Source organism: Paenibacillus chondroitinus NBRC 15376 (assembly GCF_004000765.1).
Lineage (GTDB): Bacteria > Bacillota > Bacilli > Paenibacillales > NBRC-103111 > Paenibacillus_E > Paenibacillus_E chondroitinus.
Genome location: NZ_BILW01000002.1, coordinates 224867 through 241617, shown reverse-complemented (window position 1 = coordinate 241617; position 16751 = coordinate 224867). Strand labels below are relative to the sequence as shown.

The 16751-nt window shown below is 44.4% G+C and carries 16 protein-coding genes; 13 read left to right on the top strand and 3 right to left on the bottom strand.

Going from position 1 to position 16751, the window contains the following annotated elements; genetic code table 11:
* The first annotated feature begins 896 nt into the window (after positions 1-896).
* From PCH02S_RS03575 to PCH02S_RS03565, 3 genes are all read left to right on the top strand, one after another.
* Entirely contained in the window at positions 897-1343 is a 447-nt protein-coding gene (locus PCH02S_RS03575; protein WP_127450153.1) for an oxidoreductase, read from the top strand.
* Positions 1344-1450: 107 nt separating this feature from the next.
* Positions 1451-2005: a hypothetical protein gene (locus tag PCH02S_RS03570; RefSeq protein WP_127450151.1), complete on the top strand. Its 555-nt coding sequence runs from the start codon at positions 1451-1453 to the stop codon at positions 2003-2005.
* Between the two features lie 54 nt (positions 2006-2059).
* Positions 2060-2620 carry a suppressor of fused domain protein gene (locus PCH02S_RS03565; RefSeq protein ID WP_127450149.1) on the top strand — a complete coding sequence of 187 codons (561 nt, stop codon included), beginning with the start codon at positions 2060-2062 and terminating at the stop codon, positions 2618-2620.
* Positions 2621-2873: 253 nt separating this feature from the next.
* On the opposite strand, the gene PCH02S_RS03560 is transcribed toward PCH02S_RS03565, so the two are convergent.
* Complete coding sequence (locus PCH02S_RS03560; protein WP_164819423.1) at positions 2874-3806, bottom strand: NHL repeat-containing protein; 933 nt, start codon at positions 3804-3806, stop codon at positions 2874-2876.
* A 185-nt stretch (positions 3807-3991) separates the two neighbouring features.
* Between PCH02S_RS03560 and PCH02S_RS03555 the strand changes: the two genes are divergently transcribed.
* A complete protein-coding gene (locus tag PCH02S_RS03555; RefSeq protein WP_127450145.1) occupies positions 3992-4804 on the top strand; it encodes a phytanoyl-CoA dioxygenase family protein in 813 nt (270 codons plus the stop codon).
* A gap of 76 nt (positions 4805-4880) precedes the next feature.
* Positions 4881-5615: a nucleotidyltransferase domain-containing protein gene (locus PCH02S_RS03550; RefSeq protein ID WP_164819422.1), complete on the top strand. Its 735-nt coding sequence runs from the start codon at positions 4881-4883 to the stop codon at positions 5613-5615.
* Between the two features lie 49 nt (positions 5616-5664).
* Here the strand turns inward: PCH02S_RS03550 and PCH02S_RS03545 are convergent, their stop codons facing one another.
* Entirely contained in the window at positions 5665-7395 is a 1731-nt protein-coding gene (locus PCH02S_RS03545) for a sigma-54 interaction domain-containing protein (protein ID WP_127450141.1), read from the bottom strand.
* Positions 7396-7625: 230 nt separating this feature from the next.
* On the opposite strand from PCH02S_RS03545, the gene PCH02S_RS03540 reads away from it, so the two are divergent.
* The 8 genes from PCH02S_RS03540 to murI all read left to right on the top strand — a co-directional run bounded on the left by PCH02S_RS03540 (position 7626) and on the right by murI (position 16190).
* Complete coding sequence (locus PCH02S_RS03540; protein ID WP_127450140.1) at positions 7626-8540, top strand: proline dehydrogenase family protein; 915 nt, start codon at positions 7626-7628, stop codon at positions 8538-8540.
* 27 nt (positions 8541-8567) lie between these two features.
* Complete coding sequence (gene pruA / locus PCH02S_RS03535; protein ID WP_127450138.1) at positions 8568-10136, top strand: L-glutamate gamma-semialdehyde dehydrogenase; 1569 nt, start codon at positions 8568-8570, stop codon at positions 10134-10136.
* 171 nt (positions 10137-10307) lie between these two features.
* The gene (locus tag PCH02S_RS03530) at positions 10308-11390 is read left to right on the top strand and encodes a lactonase family protein (RefSeq protein ID WP_127450136.1); all 1083 of its coding nucleotides are present in this window, start codon (positions 10308-10310) and stop codon (positions 11388-11390) included.
* Position 11391: 1 nt separating this feature from the next.
* A complete protein-coding gene (locus PCH02S_RS03525) occupies positions 11392-11709 on the top strand; it encodes an MGMT family protein (protein WP_127450135.1) in 318 nt (105 codons plus the stop codon).
* 94 nt (positions 11710-11803) lie between these two features.
* The gene (locus tag PCH02S_RS03520) at positions 11804-13804 is read left to right on the top strand and encodes an MASE4 domain-containing protein (RefSeq protein ID WP_127450133.1); all 2001 of its coding nucleotides are present in this window, start codon (positions 11804-11806) and stop codon (positions 13802-13804) included.
* A gap of 151 nt (positions 13805-13955) precedes the next feature.
* Positions 13956-14486, top strand: a complete 531-nt coding sequence (locus PCH02S_RS03515) for an ATP-dependent Clp protease proteolytic subunit (protein ID WP_127450131.1) — start codon at positions 13956-13958, stop codon at positions 14484-14486.
* A gap of 125 nt (positions 14487-14611) precedes the next feature.
* A complete protein-coding gene (locus tag PCH02S_RS03510) occupies positions 14612-15382 on the top strand; it encodes a Cof-type HAD-IIB family hydrolase (RefSeq protein WP_127450129.1) in 771 nt (256 codons plus the stop codon).
* A 31-nt stretch (positions 15383-15413) separates the two neighbouring features.
* Entirely contained in the window at positions 15414-16190 is a 777-nt protein-coding gene (gene murI, locus PCH02S_RS03505; protein ID WP_127450127.1) for a glutamate racemase, read from the top strand.
* 79 nt (positions 16191-16269) lie between these two features.
* Here the strand turns inward: murI and greA are convergent, their stop codons facing one another.
* Positions 16270-16740, bottom strand: coding sequence for a transcription elongation factor GreA (greA, locus tag PCH02S_RS03500; protein ID WP_127450125.1), 471 nt, complete (start codon positions 16738-16740; stop codon positions 16270-16272).
* Between the last annotated feature and the right edge of the window lie 11 nt (positions 16741-16751).

Below are 16751 nucleotides of genomic sequence, written 5' to 3'. Positions count from 1 at the left end.
TGTAGGCATTAAGCTAATGGGTAGATTAATTCCAATATGTGGTAAAATAAAAATAAAGGCATACAGGAGGCGTTTACCGGTAACTTTTTAATTTTCTCCATCCTTGCCAAAGCAACATTGTAACTGAAACTATTATAGTAATAAGCATGCTTTCGCTGTGAAGGTAATTAAAAAAATCATTTCGAACTGTTTCAGGAGTAACAACTATTCTGTATAAAGTATTAAAAAGTACCCATATCCAAAATAACATTAAAAATGCAAGGAAGTACTTTGTTAAAAAGCACTTTATAAATATCTTGTAGACGTTTAAATGGTAGTAATACTAATATAATTACCAACGCAATAATCAAGTAAATCAATATGTTTTTTATAAAAAAGTCCACTTTGCCCCTCCCACTAGATAGAATGCAGTAGTATTTTATTTCTTTATTCTGTTTCCTTTTTATGTTTGTTACAGGAATGATCCAAAAGTAATTAAAAAAATTGAATGCAGAATTTGTACAATTATAAATTCTCTTGTATATTTACCCGTGGATAAGATTGAAAAAGGACATAAAGCGATATGTGTATTACAATTTAACCCAACGACTAAAGAAAGATTTCAACTTCCTGTGATTGATGGGTTTCATATGAATAAAAATGGCAATGAAGTAATTATGTTCAATAAATAGCTGGATTTGTAAAGACAACTCGTTTTTTTTAGGGCATTGAACTAACGGGAGAACTATAGTTTAACAATCAGTGAGCAGATTGTCGGTCGGCAGCGGCTCTCTTTTTCATTTAAGAAAAGGGTAGTTGAATTACTTCGTGAATAAATTAAGTCAAGACGAATTTATGAAGTTTACAAAAAAATGTAGGTAAAATCCCAATAAATATTGTAAAGGAATAAGAATTATATGAAAATCTTAAATTACTTAGAGGCTAGACCTGCAAGTCGATATGATGAGTTTGACCCGAATCAAAATGGGGATAAAAACACTAAATTTGCTGATTTAATTATCGATGGTAGATCGCTATACCAAATGCTTAGAAAGCATGATATGGTTCCATCTCTAGGGTGGGGGAGTGAAGAACATCAAAGAAACATGATAGATTATTTTCTGTTAAATAAACAACATGACTATTTATACTTTCGATATCCCATACTTGTTTGTCCATGGTGCGGGGACGAGGAGTGTGGATTCATTTCTGTTTATATCCAGAGGGCTGACGATATTATCATATGGCAAGATTTTAAAGTGGAGCCCAGTGCTAAAAATATAAATATTGGCCCCTTTTATTTCAAGTGGGATAACTATAAGAGAGTGATAAATAATACTTTCGGAACAGCAGGAATTCAATGATTTCTTGATTACAAGGAGCATTCGCTCGCCGCAAGTAGCGATATCGGGGTTAAAGGGCTCTCGGAGACAGCTAACAACAACAACAGTAAAAATTAGGAGTAAGACCTATGACAATGTTAGATTACATTAAGAAATTTAAATTACTAATAAGAGGCTCTTACATCAACCGAGCTAATGAGCTTGATGAAAATAAAGGAGTATTTCTAAAGGAGATTACATTCGAAGTTAAAGCCAATAAAGAGGATTTAGATACTTTCCCTAATGGACTAATCCCTTGGATCAGTATAGAATCACCAGAAGATGAACTTGCACGATTGAGGAAAAAGAACGAAGTAGTTTTAAATTATAGAAGTATCTATATAGTCATAGACTACCCATTAAAAAAGCCCAAAGTGTTTGAAATAAATAATTCCAGATTATTAAGATCAGACTTAATCAATCAGATCAGTAAAATATATCATAATATTTATCAGGAAGAAGAAGATACAACCAGTATTAAAATAATTCCAGTGAAGGAGAGAGGCAAGCTTAAAAACAGGAATGAAACAAACGGCAAATACGGTATCTGGGGTCATGATCTTCGAGATCTAGATTTAGGTTCAGTCAATGTCGTTAAGAAACATAATGGAGAAATTTATTTATACCTTAATATTGAATCTTAAAGAAAAAATAAACTTTAGTGAGAATCGTAGTTGAGTAATATCTTAGGAGGAAAGATGATTAAAGCAAATGTTGAATTATTCTTAGAGTACATTGAAGAGATCTTTGGTACCGATTATAAAATCAGTAAGTTTAATGCCAGGGATAATGGAAAACCTATATACCTATTCACATATAAAAATATTCCTGAGAGAGGAATGCTTACTTTTATTACGTACGGGCTTTCAGAAGGTGAGCATCCCGAATGGTCAGAGGGCAAACCGGAATTAATATTAAGTCTTGAGACAAGTGATCCCACTTGGGGAGAGGCTATTGCATATCTTGCCTCGGAAAGAAGAGGCATAAAAAGATTTTCATACGGAGATTTTTTCACCTTTGAAGAACCTATAAGTGTGGAATCTAAAATGGGAGGATTCTTAGTTTTTTCCCCATCAATACTAGATAAAGATAGAATAGAAATTAAAACAAACGGTAAATCAATATTTTTAACTGGAATGTATCCAATTTATATCGAAGAAGTTCAATTAATTCAGGAAATAGGAATAAAGCAATTTTGGTTTACTCCCGGATTTGATTTATATAAAGTTGATAGAATGAATCTTGTGCTTTATGTTTAGATACATTGTGGTGAAACGTACAAAGATGACAGGTCAGGATTACTCTAACGGATACGATAGTTGAACAAAGACAGCGACAGTCTAAGACTTTATTTTTCAAGTCTCGGGCCGCCGCTGTTTCATTTTTTAGTCAGTCTAAAACTTTATTTTCACTGGACAAATAGAGCGTTGCAGCCAGATTGTGTGCTTGCGTCAATAAAGAAGAACTATCCACAAAGTCATCAATGATGACCTTGTAGATAGTCCCTTTTGTTTACCGCTGTCTGACCAGCTTCGTTACCCGGCCATCGGAAATCCACTCAGCCAAATAGACGTTGCCCACGGAATCTACACAGATGCCGTGCGGGGAGCTGAATCGATCCGCTCGGTAATAGCTCTTGGGAAGATTCGGCCAACCTTGCTGTTTGTAGGCTTGTTGATCCTCGCCCAAGTGCGTGATCAAGCGGTCGTTTGCGTCCAAAATGGTCACCCGGCTATGCAGATCGGGCAGATAGACCTCATCGCCGAAGAAGTAGAAAGAGCATGGAAGATCCAGATTATGCTCAACGAAACGTAGATGCTCCCCCTCTAGAGTGAAAACTTGAATACGGTTGTTACTGCGGTCAGCTATGTAGATTTCCGGTTGTTCTCCGCGCAGATTGATGGAGATGCCATGAGGCGAATTAAGCTTGCCTGGCTCAGATCCTTTTCCGCCCCATGAACGGATGTATGTGCCCTCTGCATTGTAATGATGGACGTAGGATTGGCCATAACCATCGGAAACATAAATGTCACCGTTAGGAGCGACACAGACATCCGTTGGCACATATTTGCGCTCGGCATCATACAAATCAGGCCGATCCGGCGGCGTAATCCGCAGGAGTACTTCACCGGATAACGTCGTTTTGACAATCATGGAACGTCTGGTGTCTGCAAAATAAAGGTACTGCTGTCCATCCGGGTCGCGATGCAAGTAAAAGCCATGGGCCCCGCCTTCAAATTCACTTCCCCAGGAGGTGAGAAAGGTGCCGTTTTTGTCAAATACAACAACGGATTCTTTGCCAGTGTGATGGACATACACACGATCTTCATCGTCTACGACGATCCCATGGGTGTAACCATACTGGATATCTGCCGGCAGTTGGCCCCAGCCTTCTTGTACGGCATAAAGATGTGAAGCGTTTCCAATAATAAGCTGCTCAGACATATGAAACCTCCTTAGTGGTTGACAAGCTTCTTTACCATCATACACCATGCCTTTCCAAAATAGGCCGGTTAATTTCCAATAGCTGATATATCTGTGAAAAGTGCAATTTCAGGTTGGAAATATCTAACGACTCGGAGGCTTGCTGACCTTACAATAAAGGTATATCAAGCGAGGAGGAATCAATCATGCTAACACAAGAGCAGATCAAACAATTCGATGAATTGGGATTTCTGAAAGGCGATGTCGTTTTATCCGATGAAGAAGTGGAGCAACTGCGTGAAGAACTGGAAAACGTGATGGAAGGGAAATCTGTCAAAAAGCCAATCCTCAACCGAAATATGCTCGATAACTCCCATTACGGGATGACGATAACGAAGAAGGAAACGGTTGTCCAAATCGTGAATATATGGATGGCAAGCGACGTGTATTTACAGCATGCGTCCAACCGTAGAATATGTGAAGATGTGGCGCAGCTATGCCGTACGGATACGCTTCGGATCTGGCACGATCAAATTCAGTACAAACCGCCGGTCATGGGAGGACCAACTCACTGGCATCAAGATCATCCGCTATGGCCTGTGATTCAACCCGCTGATCTCATCAGCGCCTGGGTTGCGTTGGATGATGCCGTCATAGAAAACGGCTGTATGTGGATGGTGCCGGGCTCCCATAAATGGGGCAACCATCAAAAATATTTAGGCTCGAACGATGAATTCATGCCGGTTCACAAACAACCGGATTTGCTTCCGGAAGGAGCAAAGGTGGAAGCGGTCCCTTTTGAAATTAAAAAAGGTCAAGTCGGCTATCACCACTCTCTGACATGGCACGGCAGTCCGAATAACCGTTCAGAATTGAAACGCAGGGCGATTGCGGTTCACTATATGCCAGGTCATACGTATTATGCTCCGACAGGCGGCCATCCGATGGAACCACATATTCATGTGGCGCCAGGCGAAATCATGTCAGGAGAAAGTTTCCCGGCGGTGTACCAAAGATAAAGATAGCCCTTCGTTAAGAAAGGGGAACTGTTTTATCCCTAACCAGAAACCTACGCCTTTTCCAGATATCAATGAAATGTTAGTGCAACTTGTTCTTGGCATCCTACGTGTGCTCGATCAGGACGTTGTTGCTGTCTATGTTCACGGTTCCTTGGCGCTGGGGGACTTCAATCGTGAAACGAGCGATGTTGATTTTCTAGTGGCAACCCGAACTGAACTGCCTGCGGAAAAGCTTCCAGCTTTGGAAAAGATGCATGCCGAGCTGCGGGACCGGGGGTTCACATGGGCTTGCAACATGGAAGGCTCATACATTTCGCAGAAATTGCTCAAGCGCTATGATCCTGAGCGGTGTTGGCATCCGTCATTACGCTGTGACGGCAGCTTTGGTTTAGACGGGCATGGGAGCGATTGGATCATTCAGCGTGCCATCCTTCGTGAATATGGCATTACGTTGTTTGGCCCAGCACCGGAGGACCTGATTGAACCTGTTGCGCCGGTTGAGCTTAAAAAAGCTGCGCAGGCGATTTTAACCGAATGGTGGAGCCCGTTATTCGAGGATGCGTCACGTCTTGATTCGAGTGAATATCAGGCGTATGCGATTCTTACGATGTGCAGATGCTTGTACACGATCGAAGAGGGGCTTGTCGCCTCCAAACCTGCCGCAGCCCAGTGGGTGCTAGACACAACACATGGAAGCAAGTGGGAGCCGCTGATTCGGCAAGCCCTGGCATGGCGCAAGGGAGATGAGCTGAACGCAATCGATGAAACGTTGGCTTTTGTCAGGTATACCCTTGAGCAGGCTGGTAAGTAAAAAAATCCCTTTTCCATCTGGCTATGGAAGGGGATTTTTACTTTTATTTTTACTCCATATGAAATTCCTTCATTTTGTTATAAAGGGTGCCTCGGGAAATGCCGAGCAGCTTGGCGGCTGCGCTTTTATTTCCTGCTGTCTTGGCTAGCGCTTCCTCAATGAGCATGATTTCTTCCTCGTCCGATACTTTCGTTTTCAACAATACGGCTGCGGAATCTCCTTCAAAAGAGGCGAGACTAGGTTGACCTTCTTGCAAAGCTGTAGGCAGATGCTCAAGCTGGATGATATCCTCATCACTTAAAATGACGCAGCGCTCAATGACATTTTTTAATTCCTGGATATTTCCTGGCCAAGCATAGTTCGTGAGCGCCAAAATAACTTCCGGTGAAAGCACGGGAACCGGCTTTTGATAATTCAAAGAAAATTGCTTCAAATACATATGGACCATGGCGGGAATGTCTTCCGTTCGATCGCGTAAAGGCGGAATCCGGATGGAAATCACATTAAGCGCATAGTACAGATCAGAGCGGAACTCCTGGGTAGCCAGTTTAGCTGCCAAATCTTGCGTAGTTGCAATAATAATCCGCGTCCGAATCCGGATAGGCTGACTTCCGCCCAAACGGACGATGGTGTGCTGCGTGATAGAGTGGTAGAGTTTGGCTTGAAGATCCAGTGGAAGCTTTTCGATTTCATTAATAAATAGAGTGCCGTCTTTGGCTTGTTCCAGCTTCCCGGCTTCCCCTGTTTCACTTCCTGTAAAAGCCCCGCCTTGATAGCCGAATAATTCAGCCTCAAGCAGTCCCGCGGGTACAATGCCGCAATTGAGCGTCAAGAAAGGATGCTCGGATCGCGCGCTGGACTGATGAATAATATGAGCAAGCTGCTCTTTGCCAACACCCGATTCTCCGATGAGGAGGACGGGTGTTTCTGTTGCAGCCACTTTTTTGGCCCACTGAATCACTTTGCCGATAGCAGGGCCTTTGCCTTTGATTAACGTAAATAAATCTTCCGTTTGTTCTTTATTAGGAATTCCGAAAGAGTCCGCTGCCGTTAACTGTTCATTTAACCTCACCAACTGTGTAATATCCTGTTCAGTCGCAATACCGCCAATGATCAGCCCTTGGGCGTCCCGAATCGGCGAGGCGTTGATAAGGACATGTGTGTCTGGGCGTGGTCGGTGATACGTATTACGAATCATGCGGCCTTCGTCCAAAATTTTGAGCACCATCAGTGTTTCCACGTCAAAATGCTCACCAATCCGCTTTCCTAAAATGTCTGCGCTAGGAAGCTGATAAAGCTCTTCGGCAACCGTATTCCAGTAGATCACAGAGCCGTCTCGATCAACGACCGTGACAGCATCGGTAACGGTGTCAGCAAGGGCAGCGAAATAAGACGCCGATTTTTGCTGTTCAAGCGTTGCAGCACGCAGCAAGTCTGATAAGGAAGAGTATCCCCGAATGTTCCCTTCTTTATCCTTGATCAGAAGAGGCCGGTTCGATGACAACGTCAGTGGAATGTGGCTTGCCAGGTTTTCGTTGTCGTCCCATTGCACAGATTCAGCAAGGAAAAAAGGACTCTTTTCCAATAAATCCTGGATGTTCGCAGCCGATAATGCAGGTAAAAGCGCGGCGTCCTCCGGTGTAAATAAACAGGTGTGGCTATCCGAATGCGTAATAACACCCGTGCCTTTATTTAAATAGAAGGAAACTTCCTCAAGCGTTGTTTCTAATGGAACAGTAACAATTGCGGTGTTTAACAGAAAGTGTTCATTTTTGAACATAGTCGACCTCATTTATGGAGCGTTGATTTGCTATAAATTTACCACGAAGCTAATGGCGATTCAACACGTTCTGGAAGGGCGGCGAGTATGATAGGAGTATAGTTGATAATGTGTTCAAAATTATGAAAAATATACACATAAACAAATAGTGTTCAAAATATAATTTATAGTGTACAATTAAAGCATAAATTAAACACTATTGTACAAATTCCTTTGGAGGAATAACACAGATGGAACTCATGATGAGAAACATGTTTCAATCTTTAGGGAAGAGCCGGACCGCGAATCGCTTAGCGAAGCGATATGGTTTACGCTTTGGCGCCGCACGTTTCGTTGCCGGTGAAACCATTCAGCAATCAATCGAAGCTGTGCGCGGACTCAATCAGGATGGCCGAATTGCCACATTGGATCATTTAGGGGAGTTTGTTTTCAGTGAAGCGGAAGCCGTGGAATCGGCGGATATGTGTATCCAAACGTTGGATGCCATCGCTCAAGCAGGCGTCACCTCCAATCTATCTCTCAAAATGACCTCACTTGGTCTGGACATAAGCAGAGAATTGTGTGTAAGCAACATGAGACGGATTCTTGACCGCGCTCGGATGCACGGCAATTTTGTCCGGATTGATATGGAAGACTATGCGCACTGCCAAGTATCGCTCGACATCTACCGCGAACTTCGAAAAGACTACGATAATGTAGGCATCGTGATTCAAGCTTATTTGTTCCGTACGATGCAGGATATCGATGATTTGCATGAGCTTGGCGCCAACTTGCGTCTTGTGAAAGGGGCATACAAAGAATCCCCGCAGGTTGCTTTTCCAGAAAAAAGCGCTGTTGATGAGAACTATAAAAAAATAATTCAAAAACATTTGTTAAACGGCCATTATACGGCGATCGCCAGTCATGATGAAGCAATTATCAATTTTACGAAGCATTTTGTTAAGGCAAACGGAATCTCGGGCGATCAGTTTGAGTTCCAGATGCTGTATGGAATTTGTGAAGACCTGCAGAAGCAATTAGTGAAAGAAGGATACCGGGTACGCATCTATGTTCCTTATGGTGTGGATTGGTTCGGTTATTTCATGAGAAGGCTAGCAGAACGTCCAGCCAATGTCTGGTTTGTTCTTAAAAATATGTTCAAATAAACTTCCCACTCGGAGAGGAGAAATAACATGACAACATTTACAAAGGTGAGCCCTTACGCGAACGAGCCATTTACGGATTTTAGCTTAGAGGAAAATAAAAAGGCCATGCAGGCAGCTATTTCGAAAGTAAAAGAGGAATTAGGCCGCGAGTATCCGCTTTATATTGGGACGGAGAAAGTAACGACGGAAGCGAAAATTACGTCCATTAACCCAGGTAACGTGGATGAAATTATCGGGTATGTCAGCAAAGCGGACCAAGCACTTGCTGAGAAAGCGATGAACGTTGCGCTTGAAACTTTTGAATCTTGGAAAAAAGTTCCGGCAAGAGAGCGTGCCGAATACTTGTTCAAAGCTGCGGCGCTGATGCGCGCTCGCAAGCATGAATTCTCAGCGCTGATGCTGCTGGAATCCGGCAAAAACTACGTGGAAGCCGATGTCGATACGGCAGAAGCGATCGATTTCATCGAGTTCTATGCGCGTGAAATGATTCGCCTGAGTGAAATCAACGAGACGCAGCCACTGGTCAAAATTCCTGGCGAAAATAACAAGCTTACGTATATCCCGCTAGGCGTTGGCGTTATTATTCCTCCATGGAATTTTCCGCTCGCCATTTGTGTTGGGATGACGATGGCGGCCGTTGTTTCCGGTAACACCGTTTTGCTTAAACCAGCTTCCACGACGCCGGTCATTGCGCATAAATTTGTTGCCCTCATGGAAGAAGTGGGTCTGCCAGCAGGCGTCATCAACTTCATTCCAGGCAGCGGCGCAGAGGTTGGGGACTATTTAACGACGCATCCGAAAACGCGTTTTATTTCCTTCACAGGCTCCAAAGAAGTAGGATTACGCATCAACAAACTTGCTGCTGACACCGTTCCAGGGCAAATTTGGATCAAGCGTGTCGTGGCTGAAATGGGTGGAAAAGACGGTATCGTCGTGGACGAAACAGCTGATCTTAACGCGGCTGCAGCGGCAATCGTGGCTTCGGCTTTCGGCTTCCAAGGGCAAAAGTGCTCCGCGGGTTCCCGGGCCATCATTGTAGAGTCCGTATATGACGAAGTGGTCGAAAAAGTAGTTGCCTTAACGAACCAGCTGCAAAGCGGTTTGCCTGAGCTTAATTATGCGGCAGGTCCGGTTATCGATAAGACATCCTACGAGCGGATTCTTGATTACATCGAAGTTGGCAAAAGCGAAGGAACACTTCTTGCTGGCGGCGGCAAGGCGGAAGGGAACGGCTATTACATTCAGCCTACCGTATTCGGCGATGTGAGCGGTAAAGCTCGCATTATGCAGGAAGAAATCTTCGGGCCGGTACTCGCCATCGCCAAAGCGAAGGATTGGAAAGAAGCTATCGTAATGTACAACGATACCGAGTTTGGTTTGACGGGTTCGTACTTCTCGACAAACGAAGAGCGTATCTCCGAAGCGCTTGACACTGTACATTGCGGCAACTTGTACATCAACCGCAAATGCACGGGCGCGCTTGTCGGTGTTCATCCTTTTGGCGGCTTTAACATGTCGGGAACGGACTCCAAAGCAGGCGGCTACGATTACCTCCTGCTCTTCACGCAAGCGAAGCTGACATCTCGCAAGGTTTAATAATGGGAAAGACGGACGATGTGTCCGTCTTTTTTTTGTTTGTGGCGGTGTGCTTTCCTATGGAACCAGCCCCACTACCCGTCCAACGTATCCTAATCCCCCACATATTGCTCCTGAGGACTGGATTTGAGATAATGCACATAGGAAATTTATAGATAGGAGATGGTTATTATGTCTAAATCCCAAAAAACGTTAGCATTTATTGGTTCCTATGCGGATTCAAGCAATCCAGGCGTGTATACATGTCAATTTGGAGAAGGGAATGGAAGTCTGGAAGTCCTTCATGAAGTGGATGGCTTGCAAAATCCAACGTTTCTCTCCGTTGATAAAGAAAATTGGAGGCTTTACGCGATATCGGAAGGAACGGATGCAAACGGTCAACGCTGCGGAGCAGCAAGTTCCTATGATATTGACACGGTCTCGGGGAAATTAGCTTTTTTGAATAATGAGATTACGCTTCCAGCGACGACTTGCCATATCCAGCTTGATCATTCGAATCAAGTCGTTATGGTTTCGAGCTATCACGGGGGCATGGTGGGCTTGTCGCCTGTGCTGGCGGACGGACGAATTGGCGAGAATGCAGATATTCAGCAGCATGAAGGCTCCAGTCTTTTGGAGGTGCAGGATAGACCGCGTGCTCATTCCGTTTTCTTGGATCGTACGAATACCTATGTAGGCGTTTGTGATTTAGGATTGGATAAAATAAAGCTGTACAAGCTGGATCTTGCTGCGAAAAAGCTGCATCCTCACAGTGAAGTGTCCGTCGCTCCAGGCTCAGGCCCGCGTCATTTTGCCTTTCACCCATCCTATACATATGGTTATGTCATCAATGAGTTAGGCTCAACTGTGACAGCTTTCAGCTACAGAGAGGAGCAGGGCGAACTTACTGAAATTCAAACGATTTCTACGCTGCCTGAGGCGTTCGAAGGTGAAAATGCTTGCGCGGATATTCACGTTTCTCCGGACGGCAAGTATCTTTACGGTTCGAATCGCGGGCATGACAGCATCGTTGTGTACGCCATTGATGCGGATACAGGTAAATTGTCTCCTGTTGAATATGCACCTACGTTAGGGAAGCATCCACGCAATTTTGCCCTTTCACCGGACGGGGCACATCTTTTAGTCGCAAACAAAGACTCCGATAACATTGTATCGTTCGCAAGAAATGCAGCAACTGGGAAGCTGTTGCCAACGGGAAGCGTGCTGACGCTGTCCAAACCGGTATGCATCAAATTTGCCACCATTGTAGGCTAACATGACACCGTACACGGAGCGAGTGATCGAAATTATCCGATCCATCCCGGAAGGCCAAGTGATGACCTACGGGCAGATTTCGCGCCTTGCGGGAAGCCCTAGAGGAGCCCGTCAGGTCGTGCGGATCTTGCATGCCATGAGCAAAAAGTACAAGCTGCCTTGGCATAGAGTCGTGAATGCGAAAGGTGAAATTGCAATTGCAGATGACGAAGGCGCCTCGCTGCAAAGCTTCCTGCTTCAATCAGAGGACATTGAACTCATTGAGGATCGCTTAGTCTCGCTGGAGCGCTACCAAGCTCACATGGAAGAAAATACGTAAGCTTTATCATAAGGAGCCTCATTTCTTGCCACAATAAGAAGTGAGGCTTTCGTACCGTGTAAAGCACAAAGCTAAGCATTATCGGGGGTTAATCATGAGTCAACATCAAGCGCTGCCTTCGGCGGTATATAATTTAATAACGATGCCGTCTAATCGTGCGCAGCGGCGGTTTGCTTATATCATTGGGGCTTTAGTAACCCTGATCTCTTTATTTTCCGTCCCCTTTGTCCGCGTTCAACTAGGAGAAATGCCGGCCTTCCAGCCGGCTATTTTTTCTACGGTTGTTTGCTTTGAACTCATTACGGCTTATGTGATATATAGTCAGTTTAAAATCTCCCGCCAACCCGCCGTGCTTGCTCTTTTTGCGGGCTATTTGTACTCGGCGGGCATGAGCTTGGTTTACATCCTCGCCTTCCCCCGTGTTTTTGCTGATAATGGGTTGTTCAACTCGGGACCACAGACCTCTGTGTGGCTGTATGCGCTTTGGCATATCGGCTTTCCGCTGGCCGTCCTGATTTATTTGCGGCTTGACGCCAAACACCAAAATGTGCGGTACAGTGCTCGCAAGGCTAAGATTGCCGGTTGGTGTACATTTGTAGGTACAATTGTAGCGATGACCGTATGTACGTTGTTCACGACGCATTACGTTGAGCAGCTGCCAACCGTTTTGTCACAAGGACAGCTGTCTCCCTCATTTGTTAAGTTTGTTGGGATACCGATCGTTATACTTACGTTCATCACATTGCTCATCTTTTACATCCGGACTAAAGCTAGTACGGTAACCTCAACATGGCTTTGCGTAGCGATTCTAGCGATGATGCTGGATGTAATCATTGTTCTTTGCGGGGGCGGACGTTTCAGTCTAGGTTGGTATGTGGCGAAGTTGAACTCCTTTGTCTGCTCGAATGTCGTGCTGGCCGGCATGATCTATGAATTTACGAAAATGTATTTGAACATGGCGGATCTTTATAGAAAAGTCAAAGAGAGCGAGTTTAGCTATAAAGTGCTCCTTGGGGAAAGCCAGCAAGCGGAAAGGACGATCTCCGAACAGAACACGATTATCGAGCAAATGCTGGAGTCCAGTCATGAAGCTATCATCATGTGTGATACCGTTGGCAGGGTTATTTTTGCAAACCGCCGTGTGGAGCTTTTTTTTGAAAATCCGATTCGCAAAGGGGACTGTTTGTCCACGTATTGCGAAGGCATGCGAACGTCAGACACTACTTTTAAATCCCTCGTTGAGGCCTATTTCAACCAAAGTATACCGCCTTTTTTGAAAAGGATCTCAAGAGTATCGCTTTCCGGTGAAATGAAGCATTATGAATGTTATGTCAATCCCATTGTGAACGAGGGGGCTGACACGCTCAGAGGTCATTTGTTCGGATTCAGGGACCGGACCGAAGAGGAGCGGATCGATGAGATGAAAAATGAATTTGTCTCCATCATTTCCCATGAAATCCGAACTCCGCTATCTTCCATTATGGGATTTAGTGAGATTTTGGCGACTCGGAACGTTACGGAGGACAAGCGAGTCAAGTACGTAGAGACGATTCATAAGGAATCTATGCGGCTGTCCAATCTAATCAACGATTTTTTGGACTTGCAGCGATTGGATTCAGGACGGCAGGTCTTTCATTTTCAAACGCTCAACGCAGCACATTTGGTAGGTGAAATCGTGGAGCAATGGCAGGGTAGAGACAATCATGAGATTGAACTGCATGTCCTTCATGATTTCCCTTTTATTCACGGGGACGAAGAACGTCTCAAACAGGTATTTCATAATTTGATCTCCAATAGCATCAAGTACTCTCCTGATCGATCGAAGATAGATGTGTATGTGGAACGTGAGAATGGCCGTGTGCTCATCAAAATTCAAGACTATGGACTCGGCATTCCGGCCGATGCGTTGGATAAATTGTTTGCGAGATTTTACAGGGTAGACAATTCGGATCGCAGGAAAATCGGGGGAACGGGACTCGGGCTGTCTATTGTTAAAGAGATTGTAGAAGCTCATCACGGTAGGGTGTTGGTGGAGTCCGAGTTAAGCAGGGGTTCGATTTTTACGGTTCAATTTGATGAGCACATAGATAGGTAGCCTGCTTATAAAAACCTAAATGAATCTGGCCCCGTGCCAGGTTCTTTTCTTTTTCGCCCAAAAATAAGCAAAAACAATCAAAAGTGTTACAAAGTCCTTCTGTCGGGAATAGACTAACTGTATCATAGGCCATAGGACAGGAGGCATTTCGATGAATGAAAGAACCTTATATCTATTCGATGGCATTAATAAAAGCTCTGTGAAAACGATTGTCGAGCAAATCATGAAAATAAACCAATTTGATGATGACAAAGATAAGAAGGAAAAAGATTTTAAACGCATTCCCATTGACGTCATTATTAATAGCAACGGGGGGAGCGTCTACGATGGTCTAGGCCTCATTAATGTGATCGAAAATAGCAAGACGCCTGTACACACCTACGTGTATGGACTAGCTGCCAGCATGAGCTTGCTGATCGCTGTGAGTGGCCACAAAAGGTATGCCGGCAGGCTCAGCACCTTTATGTATCATGCTGTTTCTACGCATATTGACGGTCATCTGGAGTATTTGAAGAATAGAGTGGATGAAACGCAGAGGCTGCAAAATATTTATGATGAATACCTTTTATCTAAAACAAAGCTAACCCAAGATGAGATCCTTCGTGTTCAGGAGCATCAGCGAAACTGGTATCTGAGTCCTGAGGAGGCTTTATCCTACGGTGTGATTGATGAAATTGTATAGAAATTGGGGAGAGAAGCCTGGGGGATTCTCTTTTTCTTTGTTTTTTATCTCTTTTTGGTGTTTAATGAGAGAAAGAGAGAAGGCTGGCAGCGACAGCTGCCGCCAAGTGCAAAGGAGACCCAACTGTGTATAAAATTGTGTTTTTTGATATCGACGGTACGCTTGTCAATGAGGAAAAGCAGGTTCCAGCTTCCACAGTAACCGCTATTCACCAATTAAAGCAGCAAGGCATTGAACCGGTGATTGCTACCGGACGAGCCCCATACTTCATTAAGCCCTTGGCTGAGCAGCTCGGGATCGATTCCTATGTTTGTTTGAACGGCGGATATGCCGTGTATCGTGGGGAGCCACTGTACAGACGCATCATTGCCAAAAGCAGCATTGAAGCTTTGGTCAAACTTGCCGCGAAGTACAAACATTCTCTCGTATTCGAGGGGGAGCATCAGTTTTTTACGGACACGGAAGATCATCCATTCGTAACAGGATCCGTTTCATCGTTGAAGGTGGATTTGCCAGGGTATGACCCGGATTTCTGGAAAACGAACGATATTTATCAGATTTTCCTGCACTGTGAAGATACGGATGAACATTTGTATGAAGAGCTTCAAACGGAATTTAAGCTGATTCGCTGGCATCAGCACGCGATTGATGTTTTACCGGCTGGAGGTTCCAAAGCACAAGGGATTGCAGCACTGCTTGAGCTTGTAGGCATTAAACCGGAAGAAGCAGTTGCATTTGGCGATGGCTTGAATGATATGGAAATGCTTTCCTTTGTTGGGATGGGCATCGCGATGGGGAACTCCCACAAGGATTTGCTTCCTTATGCCGATCATGTGACGACGCATGTGGATGAAGATGGCGTTCGCAATGGACTTATAACAGCAGGATTGCTCTAACATCGAAAGAACGAGATCAGGGTGAAAACAAATGAGAATAGCTTTTTTTGATTCAGGAATAGGCGGAATTTCCGTCTTACACGAAGCCATGAAGCAATTGCCTCATGAAGACTTTCTTTATTTTGCAGATACGCTGCACGTGCCATACGGAACGAAATCGAAGGATGAAGTCCTTTCTTTTGTGAAACAAGCGGTGGAAACCATCAGCAAGGAAGAGGTTAGTGCACTCGTTATTGCTTGTAACACGGCAACGAGCATTGCGATCGCAGAACTTCGCAACATCTACGAAATGCCGATTATCGGCATGGAACCTGCGGTGAAGCCGGCGCTTGCCATGAACCGTTCTTCGGGAAAAAGAGTGCTTGTGCTCGCTACACCTTTAACGCTCAAAGAGTCCAAATACAGGGAGCTTGTTTCCCGTATCGATGACATGCACATGGTGGATTCGCTGCCAATGCCGGAATTAGTTCAATTTTGTGAGCAATTAAACGTGGATAGCCAGCTAATTATTGATTATTTTCATACCCAGTTTGCTTCGTTCGACCTGAGTATGTATGGTACGTTAGTCCTTGGATGTACGCATTTTCCCTTTTTCCGAAGCGTATTGAAAAAGATTCTGCCGGATCATATCCAGATTGTTGATGGAAGCGCAGGCACAGTGAACCGGCTGACTCAGCTGCTAAGTGATCGAGACCAGCTTCTTGGCAAAGGACATTCCAATCTGAAATGGATGTGCTCGGATGGTAATCCTGAGTACTTGGAGAAGATGCGGAAAGCACTGGAGCTTTTTGAAGTCGTTGGGGTATAAGAGTTGAAGGAGAATACCAAATAGGGCTGTCTTCCGGTAGATATATCTACAAGGAGACAGCCCTTTTTTGTTACCCAGACTATACGCGAATCTCAAGCAGTTCGTAGGAGATAACACCCATTGGCGCATTGACGCTGATCGTATCGCCAACTTTTTTGCCCATGAGCGAGACGCCAAGCGGGCTTTCGTAGGAGATTTTATTTTCATTGACATTTGCTTCAGAGGTACCTACAATCTTGTATTCAATTTTCTCGGCGAATTCCACATCATTAAGGACCACCGTCGATCCTACTTGAACGGTAGATGTATCCAGATTCGTTACAACGCGCGCCTTTTTTAACATTCTTTCGATGGTTAAAACTCTCGTTTCCATGAAGCCTTGCTCTTCTTTGGCCGAATGGTATTCGCTGTTCTCTTTCAAGTCACCGTAACTAATGGCTGTCTTAATCCGGCTTGCCAATTCTTTGCGTTTAACGGTTTTCAATTCCTCAAGCTCAAGTTCTAAACTGCGCAATCCTTCGGGAGTTAGGATGATTTCATCATTGGACATTTTTACAGCTC

Excerpts from the sequence above, each read along its gene's own strand:
- PCH02S_RS03570 (WP_127450151.1), top strand. The coding sequence starts at position 1,451 with ATGACAATGTTAGATTACATTAAGAAATTTAAATTACTAATAAGAGGC.
- PCH02S_RS03575 (WP_127450153.1), top strand. The coding sequence starts at position 897 with ATGAAAATCTTAAATTACTTAGAGGCTAGACCTGCAAGTCGATATGAT.
- PCH02S_RS03550 (WP_164819422.1), top strand. The coding sequence starts at position 4,881 with ATGTTAGTGCAACTTGTTCTTGGCATCCTACGTGTGCTCGATCAGGAC.
- pruA (WP_127450138.1), top strand. The coding sequence starts at position 8,568 with ATGACAACATTTACAAAGGTGAGCCCTTACGCGAACGAGCCATTTACG.
- PCH02S_RS03525 (WP_127450135.1), top strand. The coding sequence starts at position 11,392 with ATGACACCGTACACGGAGCGAGTGATCGAAATTATCCGATCCATCCCG.
- PCH02S_RS03560 (WP_164819423.1), bottom strand. The coding sequence starts at position 3,806 with ATGTCTGAGCAGCTTATTATTGGAAACGCTTCACATCTTTATGCCGTA.
- PCH02S_RS03520 (WP_127450133.1), top strand. The coding sequence starts at position 11,804 with ATGAGTCAACATCAAGCGCTGCCTTCGGCGGTATATAATTTAATAACG.
- murI (WP_127450127.1), top strand. The coding sequence starts at position 15,414 with ATGAGAATAGCTTTTTTTGATTCAGGAATAGGCGGAATTTCCGTCTTA.
- PCH02S_RS03565 (WP_127450149.1), top strand. The coding sequence starts at position 2,060 with ATGATTAAAGCAAATGTTGAATTATTCTTAGAGTACATTGAAGAGATC.
- greA (WP_127450125.1), bottom strand. The coding sequence starts at position 16,740 with ATGTCCAATGATGAAATCATCCTAACTCCCGAAGGATTGCGCAGTTTA.
- PCH02S_RS03530 (WP_127450136.1), top strand. The coding sequence starts at position 10,308 with ATGTCTAAATCCCAAAAAACGTTAGCATTTATTGGTTCCTATGCGGAT.
- PCH02S_RS03515 (WP_127450131.1), top strand. The coding sequence starts at position 13,956 with ATGAATGAAAGAACCTTATATCTATTCGATGGCATTAATAAAAGCTCT.
- PCH02S_RS03555 (WP_127450145.1), top strand. The coding sequence starts at position 3,992 with ATGCTAACACAAGAGCAGATCAAACAATTCGATGAATTGGGATTTCTG.
- PCH02S_RS03540 (WP_127450140.1), top strand. The coding sequence starts at position 7,626 with ATGGAACTCATGATGAGAAACATGTTTCAATCTTTAGGGAAGAGCCGG.
- PCH02S_RS03545 (WP_127450141.1), bottom strand. The coding sequence starts at position 7,395 with ATGTTCAAAAATGAACACTTTCTGTTAAACACCGCAATTGTTACTGTT.